13 protein-coding genes and 1 pseudogene are annotated in these 18,362 nt (G+C 41.6%); 8 read left to right on the forward strand and 6 right to left on the reverse strand.

Features of this window, described 5'->3' with window-relative positions; all coding sequences use genetic code 11:
- Positions 1–6 precede the first annotated feature (6 nt).
- The 7 genes from H5183_RS07820 (at position 7) to H5183_RS07850 (ending at position 6,506) form a co-directional block, all read left to right on the forward strand.
- Positions 7–2,799 carry a monovalent cation/H+ antiporter subunit A gene (locus H5183_RS07820; protein ID WP_149983002.1) on the forward strand — a complete coding sequence of 931 codons (2,793 nt, stop codon included), beginning with the start codon at positions 7–9 and terminating at the stop codon, positions 2,797–2,799.
- Entirely contained in the window at positions 2,799–3,146 is a 348-nt protein-coding gene (locus tag H5183_RS07825; RefSeq protein ID WP_145240450.1) for a Na+/H+ antiporter subunit C, read from the forward strand. Before H5183_RS07820 ends, H5183_RS07825 begins: the two co-directional genes overlap by 1 nt.
- Positions 3,143–4,660: a monovalent cation/H+ antiporter subunit D gene (locus H5183_RS07830; RefSeq protein WP_145240452.1), complete on the forward strand. Its 1,518-nt coding sequence runs from the start codon at positions 3,143–3,145 to the stop codon at positions 4,658–4,660. The genes H5183_RS07825 and H5183_RS07830 overlap by 4 nt, the downstream gene beginning before the upstream one ends.
- Positions 4,660–5,196, forward strand: coding sequence for a Na+/H+ antiporter subunit E (locus tag H5183_RS07835; protein WP_145240454.1), 537 nt, complete (start codon positions 4,660–4,662; stop codon positions 5,194–5,196). The genes H5183_RS07830 and H5183_RS07835 overlap by 1 nt, the downstream gene beginning before the upstream one ends.
- The gene (locus H5183_RS07840) at positions 5,190–5,459 is read left to right on the forward strand and encodes a K+/H+ antiporter subunit F (RefSeq protein WP_016707651.1); all 270 of its coding nucleotides are present in this window, start codon (positions 5,190–5,192) and stop codon (positions 5,457–5,459) included. Before H5183_RS07835 ends, H5183_RS07840 begins: the two co-directional genes overlap by 7 nt.
- Before the next feature lie 11 nt (positions 5,460–5,470).
- Positions 5,471–5,803: a Na+/H+ antiporter subunit G gene (locus H5183_RS07845; RefSeq protein ID WP_145240456.1), complete on the forward strand. Its 333-nt coding sequence runs from the start codon at positions 5,471–5,473 to the stop codon at positions 5,801–5,803.
- Between the two features lie 118 nt (positions 5,804–5,921).
- Positions 5,922–6,506: a hypothetical protein gene (locus H5183_RS07850; RefSeq protein WP_145240458.1), complete on the forward strand. Its 585-nt coding sequence runs from the start codon at positions 5,922–5,924 to the stop codon at positions 6,504–6,506.
- Between the two features lie 62 nt (positions 6,507–6,568).
- On the opposite strand, the gene H5183_RS07855 is transcribed toward H5183_RS07850, so the two are convergent.
- Both H5183_RS07855 and H5183_RS07860 read right to left on the reverse strand, forming a co-directional pair.
- Positions 6,569–7,639, reverse strand: a complete 1,071-nt coding sequence (locus H5183_RS07855; protein WP_259397131.1) for an efflux RND transporter periplasmic adaptor subunit — start codon at positions 7,637–7,639, stop codon at positions 6,569–6,571.
- Between the two features lie 17 nt (positions 7,640–7,656).
- Positions 7,657–10,754, reverse strand: a pseudogene (locus tag H5183_RS07860) (efflux RND transporter permease subunit).
- Between the two features lie 260 nt (positions 10,755–11,014).
- Here H5183_RS07860 and H5183_RS07865 point away from each other — a divergent pair.
- A complete protein-coding gene (locus tag H5183_RS07865; RefSeq protein ID WP_220496291.1) occupies positions 11,015–12,043 on the forward strand; it encodes a DUF2804 domain-containing protein in 1,029 nt (342 codons plus the stop codon).
- Positions 12,044–12,578: 535 nt separating this feature from the next.
- Here the strand turns inward: H5183_RS07865 and H5183_RS07870 are convergent.
- The 4 genes from H5183_RS07870 to map all read right to left on the reverse strand — a co-directional run bounded on the left by H5183_RS07870 (position 12,579) and on the right by map (position 18,127).
- The gene (locus tag H5183_RS07870) at positions 12,579–13,592 is read right to left on the reverse strand and encodes a tetratricopeptide repeat protein (protein WP_257326216.1); all 1,014 of its coding nucleotides are present in this window, start codon (positions 13,590–13,592) and stop codon (positions 12,579–12,581) included.
- A gap of 240 nt (positions 13,593–13,832) precedes the next feature.
- Complete coding sequence (gene dapD, locus H5183_RS07875) at positions 13,833–14,660, reverse strand: 2,3,4,5-tetrahydropyridine-2,6-dicarboxylate N-succinyltransferase (RefSeq protein ID WP_145240464.1); 828 nt, start codon at positions 14,658–14,660, stop codon at positions 13,833–13,835.
- A 9-nt stretch (positions 14,661–14,669) separates the two neighbouring features.
- Positions 14,670–17,288: a [protein-PII] uridylyltransferase gene (gene glnD, locus H5183_RS07880; RefSeq protein WP_145240466.1), complete on the reverse strand. Its 2,619-nt coding sequence runs from the start codon at positions 17,286–17,288 to the stop codon at positions 14,670–14,672.
- A 53-nt stretch (positions 17,289–17,341) separates the two neighbouring features.
- Complete coding sequence (gene map, locus H5183_RS07885) at positions 17,342–18,127, reverse strand: type I methionyl aminopeptidase (protein ID WP_145240468.1); 786 nt, start codon at positions 18,125–18,127, stop codon at positions 17,342–17,344.
- Positions 18,128–18,362 lie beyond the last annotated feature (235 nt).

The raw sequence follows: 18,362 nt of genomic DNA on the forward strand, positions 1-18,362 counted from the left end.
CTCTCTATGACTTTGCTCTGGATACCCCTGTTATCCTTAATTGGCAGTGTTATTTCTTCCTGCACCGGCAAATTGACTCGTAATCAATCTACGAGCTTAACTATGCTAGCGCCTTTATGCGCCTTAGCAATTGCGATTTATCACACGCCAGCGGTTTTAGCGGGTGAGACAATTCGCTTTACCACACAATGGATACCAGCGCTGGGTATGGAGCTGGCTTTTCGCCTAGATGGCTTAAGCTTATTGTTTATCTTTATGATCTTAGGGATCGGGTTGCTGGTTATTTTTTATACCCGTTATTACCTAAGTAATAATGACTCGATGCCAAAATTATACTGTTACTTAATGCTGTTTATGACTGCAATGCTAGGTATTGTGATGTCGAATAACGTGATTCAACTATGGCTGTTTTGGGAATTAACCAGTATTAGCTCATTTTTGTTAATCAGTTTTTGGTGGCATAAATCAGAGGCCCGCAAAGGGGCACGTATGGCATTAGCAGTCACTGGAGCCGGCGGATTAGCTCTACTAGGCGGCTTACTACTGCTTGGTGATATTGTTGGTAGCTATGATCTAGACGTTATCTTAGCTAGCAAAACATTGATCCAGTCACATGACTTATACGAAGTTGCATTAGTGTTGGTATTGCTAGGTGCATTTACTAAATCAGCTCAATTCCCATTTCATTTTTGGTTACCGCACGCAATGGCAGCCCCAACGCCAGTGAGTGCCTATTTGCATTCAGCGACTATGGTAAAAGCCGGTATCTTCCTACTTGCACGTTTTTATCCAGCGTTAGCTGGAACAGATATCTGGTTTATTTTGGTTGCCATGACCGGCTTAACAACGTTATTGGTCGGCGCCTACATCGCTTTATTTAAGCATGATTTAAAAGGGCTTCTGGCGTATTCAACCATTAGCCATTTAGGTTTGATCACTTTATTACTTGGGTTAGATACTGAACTTGCCACAGTAGCGGCAATATTTCATATTATTAACCATGCAACGTTTAAAGCGTCATTATTTATGGCCACCGGTATTATTGACCATGAAACTGGTACGCGAGATATGCGTAAGCTCAATGGTATGTGGCGATTTATGCCTTATACAGCGACACTGGCAATGGTTGCTGCAGCGGCAATGGCTGGGGTGCCGCTATTAAATGGTTTCTTGTCAAAAGAAATGTTTTTTGCAGAAACCTTACATCAACAAATACTTGGTTCTATGTCGTGGCTTATTCCTGTATTAGCAACTCTAGCGGCTGCTTTTTCTGTAGCATATTCGGCACGCTTTATTCACGATGTATTCTTTAATGGCGACCCAATCAATTTACCAAAAACACCGCATGAGCCTCCTCGCTATATGCGTGTGCCAATCGAAATACTAGTTGTGTTGTGTTTACTAGTCGGTATGTTTCCAAACTTTGTGGTTGATGGTATTTTGTCAGCGGCGTCGCTAGCAGTTCTTGGGGAAGCGACACCACAGTTTAAACTGTCAATTTGGCATGGTTTTAATTTACCATTGCTTATGAGTGCGATGGCTGTCGTGGGCGGTGTATTTATATATATTCAGCGTAAGCACTTATTTAAGTTTCAAGCATCACTACCTCCATTAAATGCTAAAAAAACCTTTGAGCGGTTTGTCTATGCGATCATTAAGTGGAGTCAAGAAAAAATCAGCAGCACCGAAAATGGTTCTCTGCAACGTTACATTGTTGTGATGTTGGGGGTCGTATTGTTGTGTGCTGGTTGGCCATTGTTTGAAATGAACGCTTTGGCGGGTACTGCGCCACGTACGCCGATCGATTTTCATAATGCCATTGGTGCAGGTTTAATGATCATCGGTGCCATTAGCACTGTGATTTGGCATCGCTCACGGATGGTATCGTTATTGATGATATCAATCGTAGGGTTAATGGTTTCAGTGGCATTTACTCGCTTCTCAGCGCCCGATTTAGCGCTTACACAGTTAACCGTAGAGGTAGTGACAGTCATTTTATTAATGCTGGCATTATTCTTCTTACCGCAACGCACCCCTAAAGAGTCGAGTTCATTACGTATTTTACGTGATTTAGGGATTGCCTCAGCAGTGGGGGTGGTTATTGCCAGTATTTGTTATGCATTATTAACGCGTCCGCTTGAGTCAATTTCAGATTTCTTTATCGCCAATGCAAAAACTGGCGGAGGCGGTACCAATGTCGTAAACGTTATTTTGGTTGATTTCAGGGGCTTTGATACCCTAGGGGAAATCACGGTACTGGGGATTGCAGCGTTAGGTATTTATAAAGTATTAACTAATTTACCATTGTTTATGCCAGCCAGCGACAGTGAAGGTCGCCCTTGGGCGCGAGAACGTCATCCACTGTTATTAGCCAGTATTTCACAAAGTTTATTGCCATTGGCGTTATTAGTCTCTGCGTATATCTTTTTGCGCGGTCATAACTTACCTGGTGGGGGCTTTATTGCCGGGTTAGTCACTGCAATTGCCTTTATTTTGCAGTATATGGCTCATGGTTCAATTTGGATCTCTGAGCGCTTTGATGTGAACTATCGAAAGATCATTGCCTCGGGTATCGCCATTGCAATGTTAACAGGGCTAGGAAGTTGGGCATTTGGACGACCGTTTTTAACCACTTGGTTTGAATATTTTGATGTGCCATTTATCGGCAAAGTAGAACTGGCCAGTGCCATCGTATTTGATTTAGGTGTTTACATGACCGTAGTCGGCGCGACCTTAATGATACTCGCAAGCCTAGGTAAGTTAACCGCAGATACACCTAAGAAAGAGGTAAATATTTAATGGAACTGTTATACGCATCATGCGTTGGTGTACTGGTGACTTGTGGGGTGTACTTGATCCTAAGAGCACGGACTTTTCCGGTAGTATTAGGGTTAACGATGCTGTCATACGCAGTGAACTTATTTTTATTCTCTGCGGGGCGCTTAACTATTAATAAAGCCGTCGTGCTTGGTACAGGCACTGACTATGCCGATCCGCTGCCGCAAGCGTTGGTACTGACAGCTATTGTAATTGGTTTTGCAATGACCGCCTTTGTCGTGATTTTGGCAATTCGTGGTCGTGCTGATTTAGGCAATGATCATGTAGATGGTCACTTAGGTAAAATTGAACACAAGGAGCACAAATGATCCAGCATCTAGCTTCTTGGCCAATTTTATTACCTATGCTTGCCGGCATTATTTTACTGTTACCTCCCTGTGGGAAAAGTATTCCTATTCGTCGTGTTGCCTCTGTAGTCATGGCATTATTAAACACTTTCGTCAGTGCGCTATTATTATGGCAAGTTTTCCAGTCAGGCATTATTGTGTATGCCATCGGCGGCTGGCAAGCCCCATTTGGGATCGTGCTGGTTGCTGATTTAGTGTCAGTCCTACTGGTGTTACTAACGTCATTTCTAGGTTTGGCTGTTACTGTTTACAGCTGTATGGGAGATGATGAAAAAGGGGGCTTTTTTCATCCTTTAGTACACTTTTTGGTACTGGGTGTTAACGGTGCGTTTTTAACAGGGGATTTATTCAACCTGTTTGTATTTTTTGAAGTGCTGTTAATTGCTTCCTACTCATTACTAATGCATGACGGTGATAAACACAAAACGCGATCAGCCATTCAATACGTGAGTTTAAACCTGATTGGATCGAGTGTGTTTTTGATTGCACTGGGTATTTTATATGGTGTATTAGGCACCTTGAATATTGCCGATATGGCACAAAAAGTGTCGCAGTTACAGGGCGATGACGTCTACCTTGCAAAAATTGGTGGGTTATTACTGCTGGTTGTTTTTGCGCTAAAAGGCGCATTGTTACCACTGCACTTATGGTTACCCAATACTTACGCTAGTGCAATGCCTGTGGTGGCAGCGTTATTCGCAATTATGACTAAAGTGGGTGTATACGCAATGCTGCGTGTCTATACCGTTATCTTTGGTGATGAAGCAGGGCAACTTGCACACATGGCACAACCATGGTTGTGGGGCTTGGCCGTTGCAACTATTATAGTTGGCTCCATTGGTGTTGTTGCCGCGCAAGATTTACGTAAGCTCACTGCTAATTTAGTGATTGTATCGGTGGGGACGTTAGTCGCCTTAGTCGCATTACAAAACATTAATGCCACAGCGGCGCTGTTGTATTACTTAGTGCATTCAACCTTAGTGTGCGCGGCCTTATTTTTAGTGGCCGACCTGATTGCTCATCAGCGTGGTAAAGTTGCGGATCGTTTTGCGCCAGGACGCGGCGTAGCGCAACCATACTTATTAGGCACGTGCTTTATTATTGCTGCTTTAGCTGTAGTCGGCATGCCACCACTGTCAGGGTTTATTGGTAAAGTGTGGATTTTAAAAACCACCTTAGATAGCGAAAAAGCATTGCTATTTTGGCCTGTTTACTTGCTTGCCAGCTTTGCATTATTGGTCGCATTATCTCGAGCGGGTACTACCTTGTTTTGGGAACGCAAACACCAAGACTGTGAACCGACTGAAGGAGTAAAAGCGCATCCATTGCAGATCACGGCAATAATTGCTTTATTAGTTTGTTCGCCTTTGTTAGTGATCTTTGGCGGCGCAGTAAGTGAATATATGATTGCTGCTGCTACGCAATTGCATGATATTACCGGTGGTATCAATACGGTACTTGGAGGGGGCTTATAATGCGTTTAGAATCACGTTTTCGTTGGTTACCAACACCTTTTCGCAGTGCATTATTGTTTGTCGTATGGCTGCTACTTAATAACAGCGTATCGGCAGGTCATATAGTGTTGGCTGTGATATTCGCTATTTTAATTCCTTTAGTCAGTTTTCCATTTCGCGAACCGCAACCGCTTATTATTAAGCCCGGTTTAGCGCTAAAGCAGTTAATTATCGTGATGTACGACATTATTACCGCCAATATGCAAGTCGCATTGCTTATTCTTGGGCCAGTTAAAAAACTGCGTCCCGCGTTTGTAAAAGTACCAATAGAGCTCAGCCATGCTATGCCTATAACTATTTTGGCAAGCACAGTATCGCTCACACCGGGCACCGTAAGTGCAGAGGTATATCCGATACCTGAATCTCTCGCTGAGGGTGAGCAACCAACGCAGCGTTATTTGCTTATTCATGTATTAGATTTAGATGACGAACAAGCATTGATCGACACCATTAAACAACGTTACGAAGCACCTCTTAAGGAGATATTTCAATGTTAGAAACGGTCTTTTTAATTGTTTTTGCAATGATTGGTTTATCGTTACTGCTTAACTTATGGCGTTTGGTGGTAGGCCCTTCGGTACCTGACCGCATTTTAGCGCTAGATACTATGTATATTAATACCATAGCGTTAATTATTTTATACGGTATGAGTATGGGCACAGGGTTGTATTTTGAAGCTGCACTGTTAATCGCGATGCTTGGCTTTGTAAGTACAGTAGCGGTATGTAAGTACTTGTTACGTGGCGACATCATCGAATAAAGGGTAATAACATGATCAGTGAATGGATAGTTTCTATATTATTATTAATCGGTGGTGCATTTATATTAATAGGCTCGATAGGCCTTATCAAAATGCCGGACTTTTTTATGCGTCTGCATGGTCCTACAAAAGCTACAACCCTTGGCATGGCTGGAATGCTAATCGCCGCGATGGTATTTTTTAGTAACACGCAAGATGGCGTTAGTGTCAAAGAATTATTGATCTCAATTTTCTTATTGATCACCGCACCGATCAGCGGTTACATGCTAATAAAATCAGCAATACACCATAAACTAAAAGCCAAAGACGGCACCAAAGGTTTGGATAACATCGAAGACGATTAATTTTTTGAAGATTGAAGATTGAAGATTAATATCAGCCCGTTAAGTTACTTTAACGGGCTTTTTATTCACGGTTTTTATTTGTACACTCAAACCTATCATCAACTGCCATCACTTATAAATGCTAAAACATAAAAAACTTATTATCGCGTGCTTGCTGATATTATTGCCGTTGCTAGATAGTTTATTTATACCAACGGCTTTTGGGCTGCAATGGCATAATGCAAAAAGCATGTATTTACTCAGTGCTTATATGATGCCGATTAAATTAATATTGGTGACTATCGGTGGCTTTTTGTTAGCAAGCCACGGTCATCCCCATCATGACGAGCCCCGAGTTTGGTATGCTAAATTATTTGATATCAGCTTTTTTATATTGGCAGGGATCCAATTTATTGTCCTAGCAATCATTAGTGCATTGTATCTAGTGGTTGGCACTCAAGCCGACGACTACCGGCAACAGGGGAATATTAGTGTGTATACCTCGGATGTTGGCGCGTTTGGCAAAGCAACGCATTATTTTTCTTATCAATGCACTGATAAAAATGGCTTTTATACTTTAACACCGATAGCCACCCTCGATTGGTTAGGGTCGTTCACATTTAGTGAAAAAGCGAATACCTTAATCATCAAGCATGACGATCACAGTGGTAAAGGCGAACAAATTAAACCAATAGATATCAGTGGATTTGGCTGTAAATACTGAGTTGTACCCAGCAACTTTGGGAAAAGTTGCTGGATGAAACGGCCTACTAGTTAGAGTTCTGATTATTTTATCTGTATCTCGACATCTTGCCCTGTTTGTAAACGTTCAGCACCACGCACAGCCACGTTATCTCCTGCATTTAAACCGTTATCTGCAATTGGCGAGACTTCGACAAGTGGCCCTTTTCCACTGCCAACGGTTACAGGAATTTTTATCGCTTGACTTTTCGCATCAATTTTAACCACATGTATGCCTTGCTTACGGATGATTAACGCATCTCGATTTACCAATAATACCGGATTTTTGCTGGTCAATGGCACGGTTACATCAACAAGTTGGCCAATTGCCCAAGCGTGTTGTGCATCTGCTTGTAAATTGGCGCGTATTTCAACTGTCTGAGAGCGTGGATCTGTAGATGGAATTACCGCAGTTATTATTGCTGCAGCTGTTTCTGGTTGCGATAAGTCACCCGCTTTAATGGGAAGTTCGATGCCTGTTCGTAAATATTTTAAGTATCTAACGGGTACATATATACGTACTTCTAAATGATGAATATCAAGTAGCGTAAGTAACTCATCAGCACGGTTTATTTCACGACCTGCGCGCTTAAAGCGCTCGCTTACAACGCCAGCAAATGGCGCATGAATAGTTGCTCTTGTTAGTTTGTCATCGATTACTTTAAGTTCGATCTTCGCAAGTGCTATGTCAGAGCGAGCCAGATCGTGCTTATTTTGCACTTCGTCTACTTGGCTTAGTGCGGCGCTGCTAGATTTTTCTAACTCTTTTAAGCGTTTTAGGTCTTGTTGATATAAACGTAAATTAATATTAGCGCGATTGAGCATTTCTTCTTGGCGTGCTTTATCTAATTCTAAAGGTAAGGTATCCATACGAACTAAAATATCATTTTTCTTGATCACGCTGCCAGGCTCGGCAACATAGATAAGACGGCCACTAATACCTGCTGTTAAAGTAACATCGTCTTTGCCAAACAGCGTACCATTAACTTCTATTTCACTGGTTAACGGCGCTTTAGTGACCTGTGCAACAGTCACAGGAATAACGGCAAAAACAGGTGCTATAAATAAACAGTTACATAGGATGAAAGACTGCATGGCTAGTTTAATTCTATTCATGATTAGGTTCTCTATACTCATTGGCTTGTAGCTAAACTTTTTGCTGTATTGTTTACTGATTGATTATTTGACGCAGGCGGTGTGCTTCGGCCTAGCTGTAACAAACTAGGCATTAAAATGAGAGTGAACAACGCACTGATCGCCATACCACCGACTATAACGGTTGCAAGCCCTCTGTAAATTTCAGAGCCTACACCTGGCATTAGCATCAATGGCAGCATGCCAAATAAGCTCGTAAGTGTACTTAAGTAAACAGGCCTTGCCCTTAGTAATATCGCTTGTTTGACCGCCGCCTCACGACTTAAACCTGATGTCATCGCTACCTTAGTTTGATCCACTAATAATATGGCATTGTTAACTACTAACCCTAACAAAATGATAAACCCTATCATGGTGAGCAAATCAAGCGATTGAAAAGTAAATAGGTTTAAAATAAACAGCGCTAATACGCCACCAGCAATGGCTAGAGGCATAACCAGTAAAACCAACGCACTGTCTTTTGCGGATTTAAACAGTGCTGTCATTAATAAAAATAAAATAAACAACGCCAACACAAAATTCAGCGCCATTTCGGTCATCGCCGAATTCATTTTTTGTGCGTTGCCAGCCAATATTGCTCCCGCATTACTTGGCAGGCTAGCTCTGACTTTAGGCATTACCTGTTCGCTTAAAATTGCTTGCGCTTGTTGTAAGCTCATATCAGCAGGTGGAGTTACGACTATGCTCACTGTACGGCGACCATTTACCCGACGTAACTGAGTGGGTCCCACAGTACGTTCAATGTTGGCAAGCTCGCCAAGGCTTTGTATACCTGCTTGTGGGGTAACAATCGGCAGTGCTTTTAGTTCTTCTGGGGTTTGCCAAGGAATGCCTCGTAAAATGACATTCATGCGTTCATTACCATCAAAATATTCATTCACAAATAAACCACCAGTATATGCTTGTACTGCTTGCGATACATCTCGACGAGTCAGGCCTGCTTGGGTAATACGGCGATCATTAGGTGTTAGTCTAAGTTCAGGTTCAGCCATATCAAGACGAGGCTGTGGCTGGGCGGTAGCATCTGGTAGAACTTCATTGACGGCGTTTAGTGCAATTTGTGCTGCATTAACTAAGTCATCCATGTTCGGCCCGGTTAGGTCAATATTGATATCGCGGCCATCACCACCGTTTGCAACTTGGATCATTGAACCACGAAAGAAAAATACTTGCGTGTCGGGTAAATCAATAAAAATCTCTTCTTTGGCTACTTTCATTAACTCTTCGACTCGTTGTGGATCGGCTGAGTAAATAAAGCCACCTGCATTTGAGCCAAAAGCATAAAAATTAAAATCTTTAATGCCAGGTTCTTTTTCGCCATTGAAGTAGGGCATGAGTCGTTTTTTAACTCTGAGTAAGAGCTCTTCTTCCATAAATTGCACATTCCCACCTGGTGGCGTGACCAAATTGAAAAAGAAGCCATCAGTAGGCGCGCGTGGCATAAAATCGGTTTTCGGTAGCATAGTTAATGTTGCTATCACTGAGCCGCCAAGTAATACGATAATCCACATAATTTGCTTAACGCGAGTGTTCGTTAACTTCATAATAAAATTACTGAGCTTTTGCCAATAGTAATGATATGGGTCCGCTTTGATTTGCGCATCGGGCCATAGATGATTCGCTAATGGGATAAGTGTAATTGCGCATATCATTGATGTGATAACCGCTACAGAGAGTGTCAGTGCTAAATCAGTTCAATACCAGCCATAAATAAAATAGGTAAAAATATTGCAACACTCGTTGTTGTTGATGCAAATAACGCCCCAGTAACTTGGGCCGCTCCTTTAAGCGCCGCTTTTTTATTATCTAGGCCTTCAGCGCGAAGCCTGGCGATATTTTCTTGTACTATAATAGCCGCATCTAACACTAAGCCAACAGCAAATGCCAGACCCGCGAGTGATATAACATTTAGACTACGGTCAAAAACATTAAGCGCTAAAAATGCCACCATCAATGAGATTGGAATAGTCGCTGCAATCACTAAAGTAGCTTTCAGGCCTCTAAAAAATAACCATAAAATTAAGCAAGACAAAATAACGCCAAGGCCTAAGTTACTTTTAACTAACGACAGTGCATTGCGTATATGCACCGAGGCATCAAAACTAAGCTCAATAGAGAGTCCATTCGCTGCCAGCGGCCCTTCATTTAGCTCTTTTATTGCTAGATTAATATCGTCAAGTAACGCAACCGTATTGGCTTTATTAGCGCGAGAAATACGGATGTAGTAGGCTGGTTTTCCATTACGTCCACTCATACCTAAGCGGTCAGAGTAAGTCCGTTCAACACTGGCTATATCGCCTAAATAAATAGGCCTATCATCTGAGTAACCAACGCGCATTTGTGCCATGCTAGATAAGTCATATTGTCCCGTAAAACGCACTGTATATTGGCGCCTACCTACATTAGCTAAGCCACCTGAAGTATCTCGTGAACTGGCAAGTACGTTACTAATTTTATCTAGGCTTATTCCTAAGGCTGCTGCTTTATGCGGATCAAACGTAATACGCAATTCTTTCGGGCGTTCACTGGCCAGATCCACCCGCGCAACACCTGGAATTTGCGCTAATCGTGGTTCGATAAACTCATCAATTTGTTTTTGAAACTGCGACATATCAAAATCTAAACTATCCGATTGATAATCTTTAGGTGTGATCAGTAAGGTTGCTGCCGCCTCACCATTATTTCCGCCAGCGAATACAACAGGGTCGAATGCGTCTAAAGGTAAAGGGGGAGCTTGATTAAGGCTGGTTAATACATCAAGCATGGCTTGTTGCATATTTTGGCCAACAGCAAAGGTTAGCGTAATAGCGCCATTGCCTCGGTTGATATTGGTATTTACTTCTAATGCGCCAGGTGTATTTTTAACTGCATTTTCAATGGGCTCAATGATAACCGATTCAATCTCTTCGGGTGCAGCTTGTCGCCAACCAGAGAAAATTGTAATTTGCGGTTGTTCAATATCAGGGGTTAATTGAATCGGCAACTTAAAAATGCTTAATATGCCAAACAACATAATTAGCACCAAGATAACAATGACACTCGCAGGGTTTTTTAGCGAACTACGTGTCAGGTTCATTGTGTGTCTTCCAATATTTGTTTTTGTGCATTGTAGTGATATGTAAAAAAAGCGCCACTATCATAAATAGAATGTATGTCAAAAAGTAACCAAGAAACCACTAAATCAGCCAAAAGAGGCAATTTTGTAATAACTTGTAACACTTTAAGTATAAATTCGGTGGCACTTTTTTAAGCGATCATTTTTAAGTTGTTTTGAGTTAGACTTACTAACAATATTTTTAATCGATAAAATGTTGTTTAAAAAGCAAGGAGCTTATTATGAAAAAGCATGAGCTGATTGACCAAGATGGACAAGCCGACTTTGGTATTTTTCCAGATGGAGTAGATGACATCAATTACTTGGATTTTGACCTGCGTAGTACTATGGGTAAATCCAGAAGTACGCTTTTTAAAAAGTTAAGCTTTAATCAATTTCAATTTATTAGTTTGAGTTGCGAGCAGTTAATTATTGGTTTAGCGATCGTTGATTTAAAAATTGCGAGTCAATGTTTTGTATATGTATACGACCCACAAACGACAGAATTCGATGAAGTCAGTTTTATCAGCTTACTGGCTTTAAATACGTGTATTGATAGCACACCAAACACCGGGCAAGCGACTTTTCGAAAAGGGCGTAACAGCGTAACTATTAATACAACCGCTAAGCCGCAAATACGCTCGGTAGAGGTAAATTTAAAGTCCGGGCTGAAAATTAGTGCCTGTATTGATGAATCGATAAATTATAACCCGCTTGCGGTGTGTGTTCGTGCCGGTTTTACAGGCTTTCATTTTACCCAAAAAACTGCCGCATTACCCTGTACTGGAACACTTCAGTGGCGTGGTAACAAATATGTATTTGAAGAGCTTAAAATACTGGCAAGTGTTGATTGGAGCGCGGGTTTCATGCGTCGCGAAACCTTTTGGAACTGGGGGAGTTTAGCCTGCACATTAGCTGATGGCCGCCGCTTAGGTTTAAATTTAAGTGCGGGGGTTATTGAAACAGGTTTTACCGAAAACGCCTTGTGGCTCGATGGCACGCTTTATAAAATTGATATGGTCGATTTTCAATTTGAGCGCTATGGTAATGCTAAAGCAACGAGTAAATGGCGGCTGCGTTCAAACGACGGTATCATCAATTTATACTTCGAACCAATAGGTAAACGCCAAGATAAAACCAACTTAATTATTATCGCGACTAACTTCACTCAACACTTCGGCCGTTACTATGGTGAAATAACTCTTGCAGACGAAGTTATCACACTTAACGGCGAATGGGGATTTACCGAAGACCACTATGCGAAGTGGTAAAGAGTACTTAATACCAATCGACTTAAATATTTAACCATTCTAGCGAGCTAAATAAAGCGCTAACTGCGTTATAATTTTTTCAAGTAGAACAACTGCATGTCAAAATTTATGCCTTGTTATCACTCCATTTATCTGTCGCTATAAATGGTCAGTAACTTTACACGATTGGTATAACCTGACTATCGTTTAAAAATGAACTTAACATCTATCCCAAGATCAGCTCGTTGCCGCGTCACTAAATTCAATTGATTTGTTCAACGACTATAGTGCTTAATGCACTGTGTGATAAACCAAATCGAATCTTGTATTAGGTAAACACCGACAGCACCCAACGTGAGTAAAGTCGCGGCAGCTTGCAACAGCAAATGCTGCGACACATGCTTCGCCAGCAAGCCGTTCTCCCCAGCAGTGAGCCAAGTCCCCAAAAAATCTCACTGTAACCAAATTGCTCAGGCGTGAACCCCAGCGCTGCGAAATTAAATCCACCCAGTTGGTAATAAGAAAAAAGGGAAATGTTGTAAAGTGCCACCAACAATTACCACTGACATTTTTTAACTAACTCAAACCAAGAACGAGTAAACTTTTTAGGGGGGATTTTCTTTGGTGGTACGATAGGGACTTCGAGCTTTTTAGCAAAGTAACGGTGTACAAAGGTTTTCATTTGATCGCTTTCTAATTGCTCGTAAGCTATTTGCAATTGTGCTACGTCCTTTCGGCTAACATAATTTCCTTTAAGTTTTTTAAAACGCATTTCCAGCCATAGTAATAAAGCTTGTTTAGCCTCATTGGGAAAGGCATGGGTTAAAGTGGATGTGGGTCCGTATAATCTTTCAAAGTTTATTGTTTGATCTTGGATCAAAAATACCATTAACAGATTTAATCCTGCAGAAATTTGTCCCGCTCGCTTGTCAATAATTTGATAACGGCTTAAGGCACTACGAAAATAATGTTCAGCTTCTGGGATTTTATTCTCATCAAGTGCCAAATAGCCCAAGTTACTTTCTATCATGGCGACAACGTTAGGGAGGTTTAAACGCACCGTGAAATTATAGCTTTCGGCATATAGGTTACGCGCTTCGTCATTGTTATTTTGTGCCATAGCGACCAGTGCCATACTGTTGGTAAGCGTCAAGCGTTGACGATCATTTTCAGCGTATTTATAACCACATTGAAAACTTAGTTGGGCATCGTCTAAATACTCTGCATAGCGTAGCCAAATACCTAACGCACTCATAATAGACGTTATTCTCTTTTTGAAATAAGGGGCTTGCTGCTGACTAAATATCGCATCTACAGACTGATGAAGGCGGTCAAATTGGCTGGTCGGAACGGCTGCTCGGGCGTTAATAAGATGCCAACGAATAAATAACTCAGGTGAAACTTTATCGATATCGTCAAGATTTTCAAGAATAATAATAGATTGCGCTGGGTTGACCACAAGGTAGTCTTCAGCTTCGTTTAACTTATTTTCAAAAGTGCTTAGTTCAGTAGCAAAAGCTTGCTGAAAACCAAGTAACAGGAACCAACATATAACGAAAAGCCGTAACAACTTGATCTCAATTACTTAATGATGTGATTGATAATTATAGTTGCCGCAGTCATACAAATCAAAGCTAATAAACCAGAATAAGTTCTCAGCTATCAAGTATGTTGTATTTAAAGGTGATATTTATCATAAAAGAGAAAATAACACAGATAGAAAAAGCCCTAGATCTATATAGATTTAGGGCTTTAATTTATTTACTGTTAATGTCAATCAGCTTATTGTTTAGAACTTTTCAGCTCTCTATTATTCGTCTATCGATCTCAATAATGCATTAATCCCTACTTTTTCGCGGGTTTGCTGATCTACTTTTTTCACGATAATTGCAGCGTACAAGCTGTGAGTACCGTCTTTTGATGGCAGTGCGCCTGGAACAACCACTGCACCTGCTGGTACGCGGCCGTAGTGGATCTCGCCAGTTTCGCGGTCGTAAATGCGAGTACTTTGGCTGATGTAAACACCCATTGAAATAACAGCGCCTTCTTCAACGATCACGCCTTCTACAATTTCAGAGCGTGCACCAATAAAACAGTTATCTTCAATGATAGTAGGATTGGCTTGTAATGGCTCTAAAACGCCACCTATGCCAACACCTCCTGACAAGTGTACGTTCTTACCAATTTGTGCACACGAGCCTACAGTGGCCCATGTATCAACCATAGTGCCATCATCAACGTAAGCACCAATGTTTACATATGATGGCATCAATACTACATTTTTACCGACAAAGCTGCCTTTACGGGCAACAGCGTTTGGTACAACGCGCATGCCACCTTGCTGAAATTGCTCCGGTGTATAGTCGCTAAATTTCAGTGGTACTTTGTCATAAAACTGGTTTACGCCGTCGTTCATTGGTTGATTGTCACGAATACGAAACGACAGTAACACGGCTTTTTTTAGCCATTGATGGACAACCCACTCACCACTGATTTTTTCAGCAACGCGTGCGGCACCACTATCAAGTAGCTCAAGTACATCGATTATGGCTTGTTTTACATCACTAGGTACTGTGCTCGGGCTGATGCTATCACGGTTATCCCAGGCGTTTTCAATGGTGGTTTTTAAATCTGACATAAGATCCTCTTATTCGGTTTCTGCGTTGAGTTTTTTACGCAATGCTTGATGAATTTTTGCTTGTTCTTCGTCGGTAAGAGCTTGGTATTCGTTATTCGATACCACGAAGAAATCTTCTGCACGTTCACCTACGGTGGTGATCCGCGCGGCGTGTATATGTAATAAATGGGCTTGAAACACTTCGGCAATTTTGGTTAATAAGCCAGGAATATCTACCGCTTGAATTTCGATTAAGCTGCGGTCTTTACGCGGGTGAGGGCGCAGGATAATTTTTGGTTTAATATTAAAATCTTTAAAGCGTTGTGAGCGATTCTTTTTAAAGCGAATTTTCTTTTTCGGATCAGCAAGCGCTTGATCAAGGCCGCGTTTGATTGACTGCGCTTGAGCGCTGGCAATCGGGTCGCCACTGACTTCAAGTACTACAAAGCTAAACAGCACATAGCCGTCGCGAGTGGTGAGCACTTGAGCATGTTGAATTTGCGCTTTTTTAGAGCCGATCACACTTACTAAACGGGCAAATAAACCGCCGGAGTAGGGGCTATAAACAAAAATCTGTGTACCGCCGTGCATGGCTGTATTTGATACCGCAACACTGGGTTGGCTTAAATCAACGCAGTTTAGTAAATGTTCGGTGTGCCATGATAGTTGTTGTTCACTAAAGGCCGTAAAGTAATTTGCTTTAAAACGGCTCCAAATTAAATCAATCTGATTTTCATCATAGCCATTGTTGATTAACCGTTGTTTGGCTTGATGCTTTTTATCGCGAATTTGGTCGCGCTGATCCATAGGATTTTCAAGGCCTAACCGTAACGCCCTTTGAGTATGCAGGTAAAGCTCACGCAACAAGGTGTTTTTCCAATCATTCCACAAGTTGTCGTTAGTGGCGCGAATATCTGCGACGGTTAAGCAGTATAGATAATCAAGTTGTCGTTCGGTTTTAACTCGAGTAGCAAAGTCTTTGATCACATCTGGGTCATTAATATCTTTACGCTGTGCAGTTACAGACATAAGTAAATGGTTACTAACTAGCCAAGCAATCAATTTGCCATCGGAAGTTGAAAAACGGTGTAATTTGGCAAAAGCAATGGCATCAACAGCACCGAGTTCTGAGTGATCGCCGCCACGGCCTTTGGCAATGTCATGGAAGATACCCGCTAAATACAGTAGCTCGGGCTTGTCCATGCGGGTGACTATTTCACAACAAATAGGAAACTCACTGACGTTTGCTTTATCAAAATATTGATAAATGTTATTGATCAACTTGTGAGTATGTTCATCCACAGTATAAGCGTGAAATAAGTCAAATTGCATCTGTCCAAAAATGTTTCGCCACTGGGGTAAATAAGCGGCAAGCATGCCGTGCTTGTGCATTAAAGTAAATGCACGGCCCATGCCGTTAGGGTGTTTAATTAGCCGTAAAAAGGCTTCACGACAGGCGGCATAATCTTGCAAATCTCCTAACAGACGACGGCGCACTTGGCGGATGGTACGGATAGTACTTGGGTAAATATGGGTAATTTCAGGGTTATCGGCAATATGTTCGAACAATACAAATAGTTGATCACGGCGAAAGAACACGGACGGATTTTTTACCCTAATTTGATGGCCAACACGTTCGAAATTACGATCGAGTTCAACTACTGCTTGTTCGTTACTTTCCGGTAAAATGCTTTGTTCAAAATATGATAACAACATTTGATTTAGCTCACGGACCCGGCTCATGATCCTAAATAATCGCTTCATCATCCGCTCAACTGAAGCTTTACCATCGCTACCAAAGCCAAGTAAATCAGCAGCCAGTGGTTGATGATCAAATAATAACCGGTTCTCAGAGCGTCCAGCGGCTAAATGCAGCGCAAAACGGATATTCCAGAGATTTTCTAAACACTCTAGGAGCTCTTGATATTCTTCATGAGTGAGATAGCCGTGGCTAATAAGCTCTTGTAAGGTTTCGGCTCTAAAATGTTTTTTAGCAACCCAAATGATGGTTTGCAGATCTCGCAGGCCACCGGGATTTTCTTTGATATTTGGTTCGAGGTTGTATGCTGTACCGTGACATTTTTTATGACGCAGTTGTTGCTCATGTACTTTTGCTAAAAAAAATTCGTCAGAGTGCCATACAGGCGTATCAAGAATATGCTCTTTGAGTTTTTCATATTCAATGTGATTACCGAACAGTAGTCGACTTTCAAGCAAGCTAGTGGCAAAAGTTACGTCGGCACGTTTTTGCTCAATCGCTTGCTCAATGGTACGCACACTGTGGCCAATTTCTAAATTAAGATCCCAGAGCATGGTCACAAATTGGCCGATTTTTTCACACACGGCATCACTAGGTTGCTCAGTAACTAGCAGTAAAAAATCGATATCTGAATAGGGATGCAGCTCACCGCGACCGTAACCGCCAACGGCGATCAAGGCTAAATCTGGCTCATGGGCTAAATCATAAACATGAAACAGTTTAATCAGTAAGCGGTCGATAAACTCAGCCCGGGCATTAATCAAATTACCGACTGGCTGTTTTGAAAACTCGTTTTGTAACCATTTATAAAAATAATTAGAACAATCGCGATAATCGGTTAATTGCTCAGCATCGCTGAGCAATTTTTTAACTTTATTGGGTAATGCCACGTGGGCTGGCTCCTTAGCATACTAATTTCACCCTAAGTCGGGTGAGTCAGTATTTAATGTTCAATGATCCGGTCAATCGTATCATCTGATCGAAGCGTTAAAATTTCAACACCATTTTCAGTTACTAATAAGGTGTGTTCCCATTGCGCAGACAAGCTACGGTCTTTAGTAACCACAGTCCAGTCATCTTTTAGTAGTTTACACTGGCGTTTACCCGCGTTAACCATTGGCTCAATAGTCAAACACATACCTGCTTTTAGGGCTTCGCCAGTACCAGCGCGGCCATAATGCATTATTTGTGGTTCTTCATGAAACTCTGCACCAATACCATGGCCGCAATATTCACGAACAATTGAGTAGTTAAAGCTCTCTGCATATTTTTGAATCGCTTCGCCGATATCACCTAAACGCACGCCTGGTTTAACCATTTTTATTGCTAAATAAAGGCTTTCTTGCGTTACTTCAGCAAGACGCTTGCCTTGGATGTTTGGCGTGCCAACATGAAACATTTTTGATGTGTCGCCGTGGTAGCCATCTTTGATAACCGTGATATCGATATTGACACTGTCGCCATCTTTTAATGCTTTGTCGTTAGGAATACCATGGCAAATTACATGGTTTACTGAGGTGCAAATTGATTTAGGAAAACCATGGTAATTTAGTGGGGCAGGAATTGCCTTTTGCACATCGACAATATAATTATGACAAATTGTATTTAGTTCATCAGTGGTTACACCGGGAACTACATGTGACTCTATCATTTCCAGGACATCTGCCGCTAAGCGCCCGGCTACACGCATTTTCTCTATTTCTTCAGGGGTCTTGATCACAGCACTCATGGAGGCTCCATTGTCGAGTTTTACACATTTATCGTCGCACAAATTTTGCACGCGACGTTGAATATTTGTTTTTAATATGGTATAAAGCGCGCCGTCTTTTTACAAATAAATTCTTAAATGATTTTTTGTATTTAAGGCAAACACAATTTTATTTTAACACACACACGTATCGTCACATACACTTGGGTGCATTTCAGTTTCATTTAACTGCGGTGTTGGTGCTATGGGGTATGTG

The organism is Pseudoalteromonas sp. SR44-8 (assembly GCF_014163635.1).
GTDB classification, from domain to species: Bacteria; Pseudomonadota; Gammaproteobacteria; order Enterobacterales; family Alteromonadaceae; genus Pseudoalteromonas; species Pseudoalteromonas rhizosphaerae.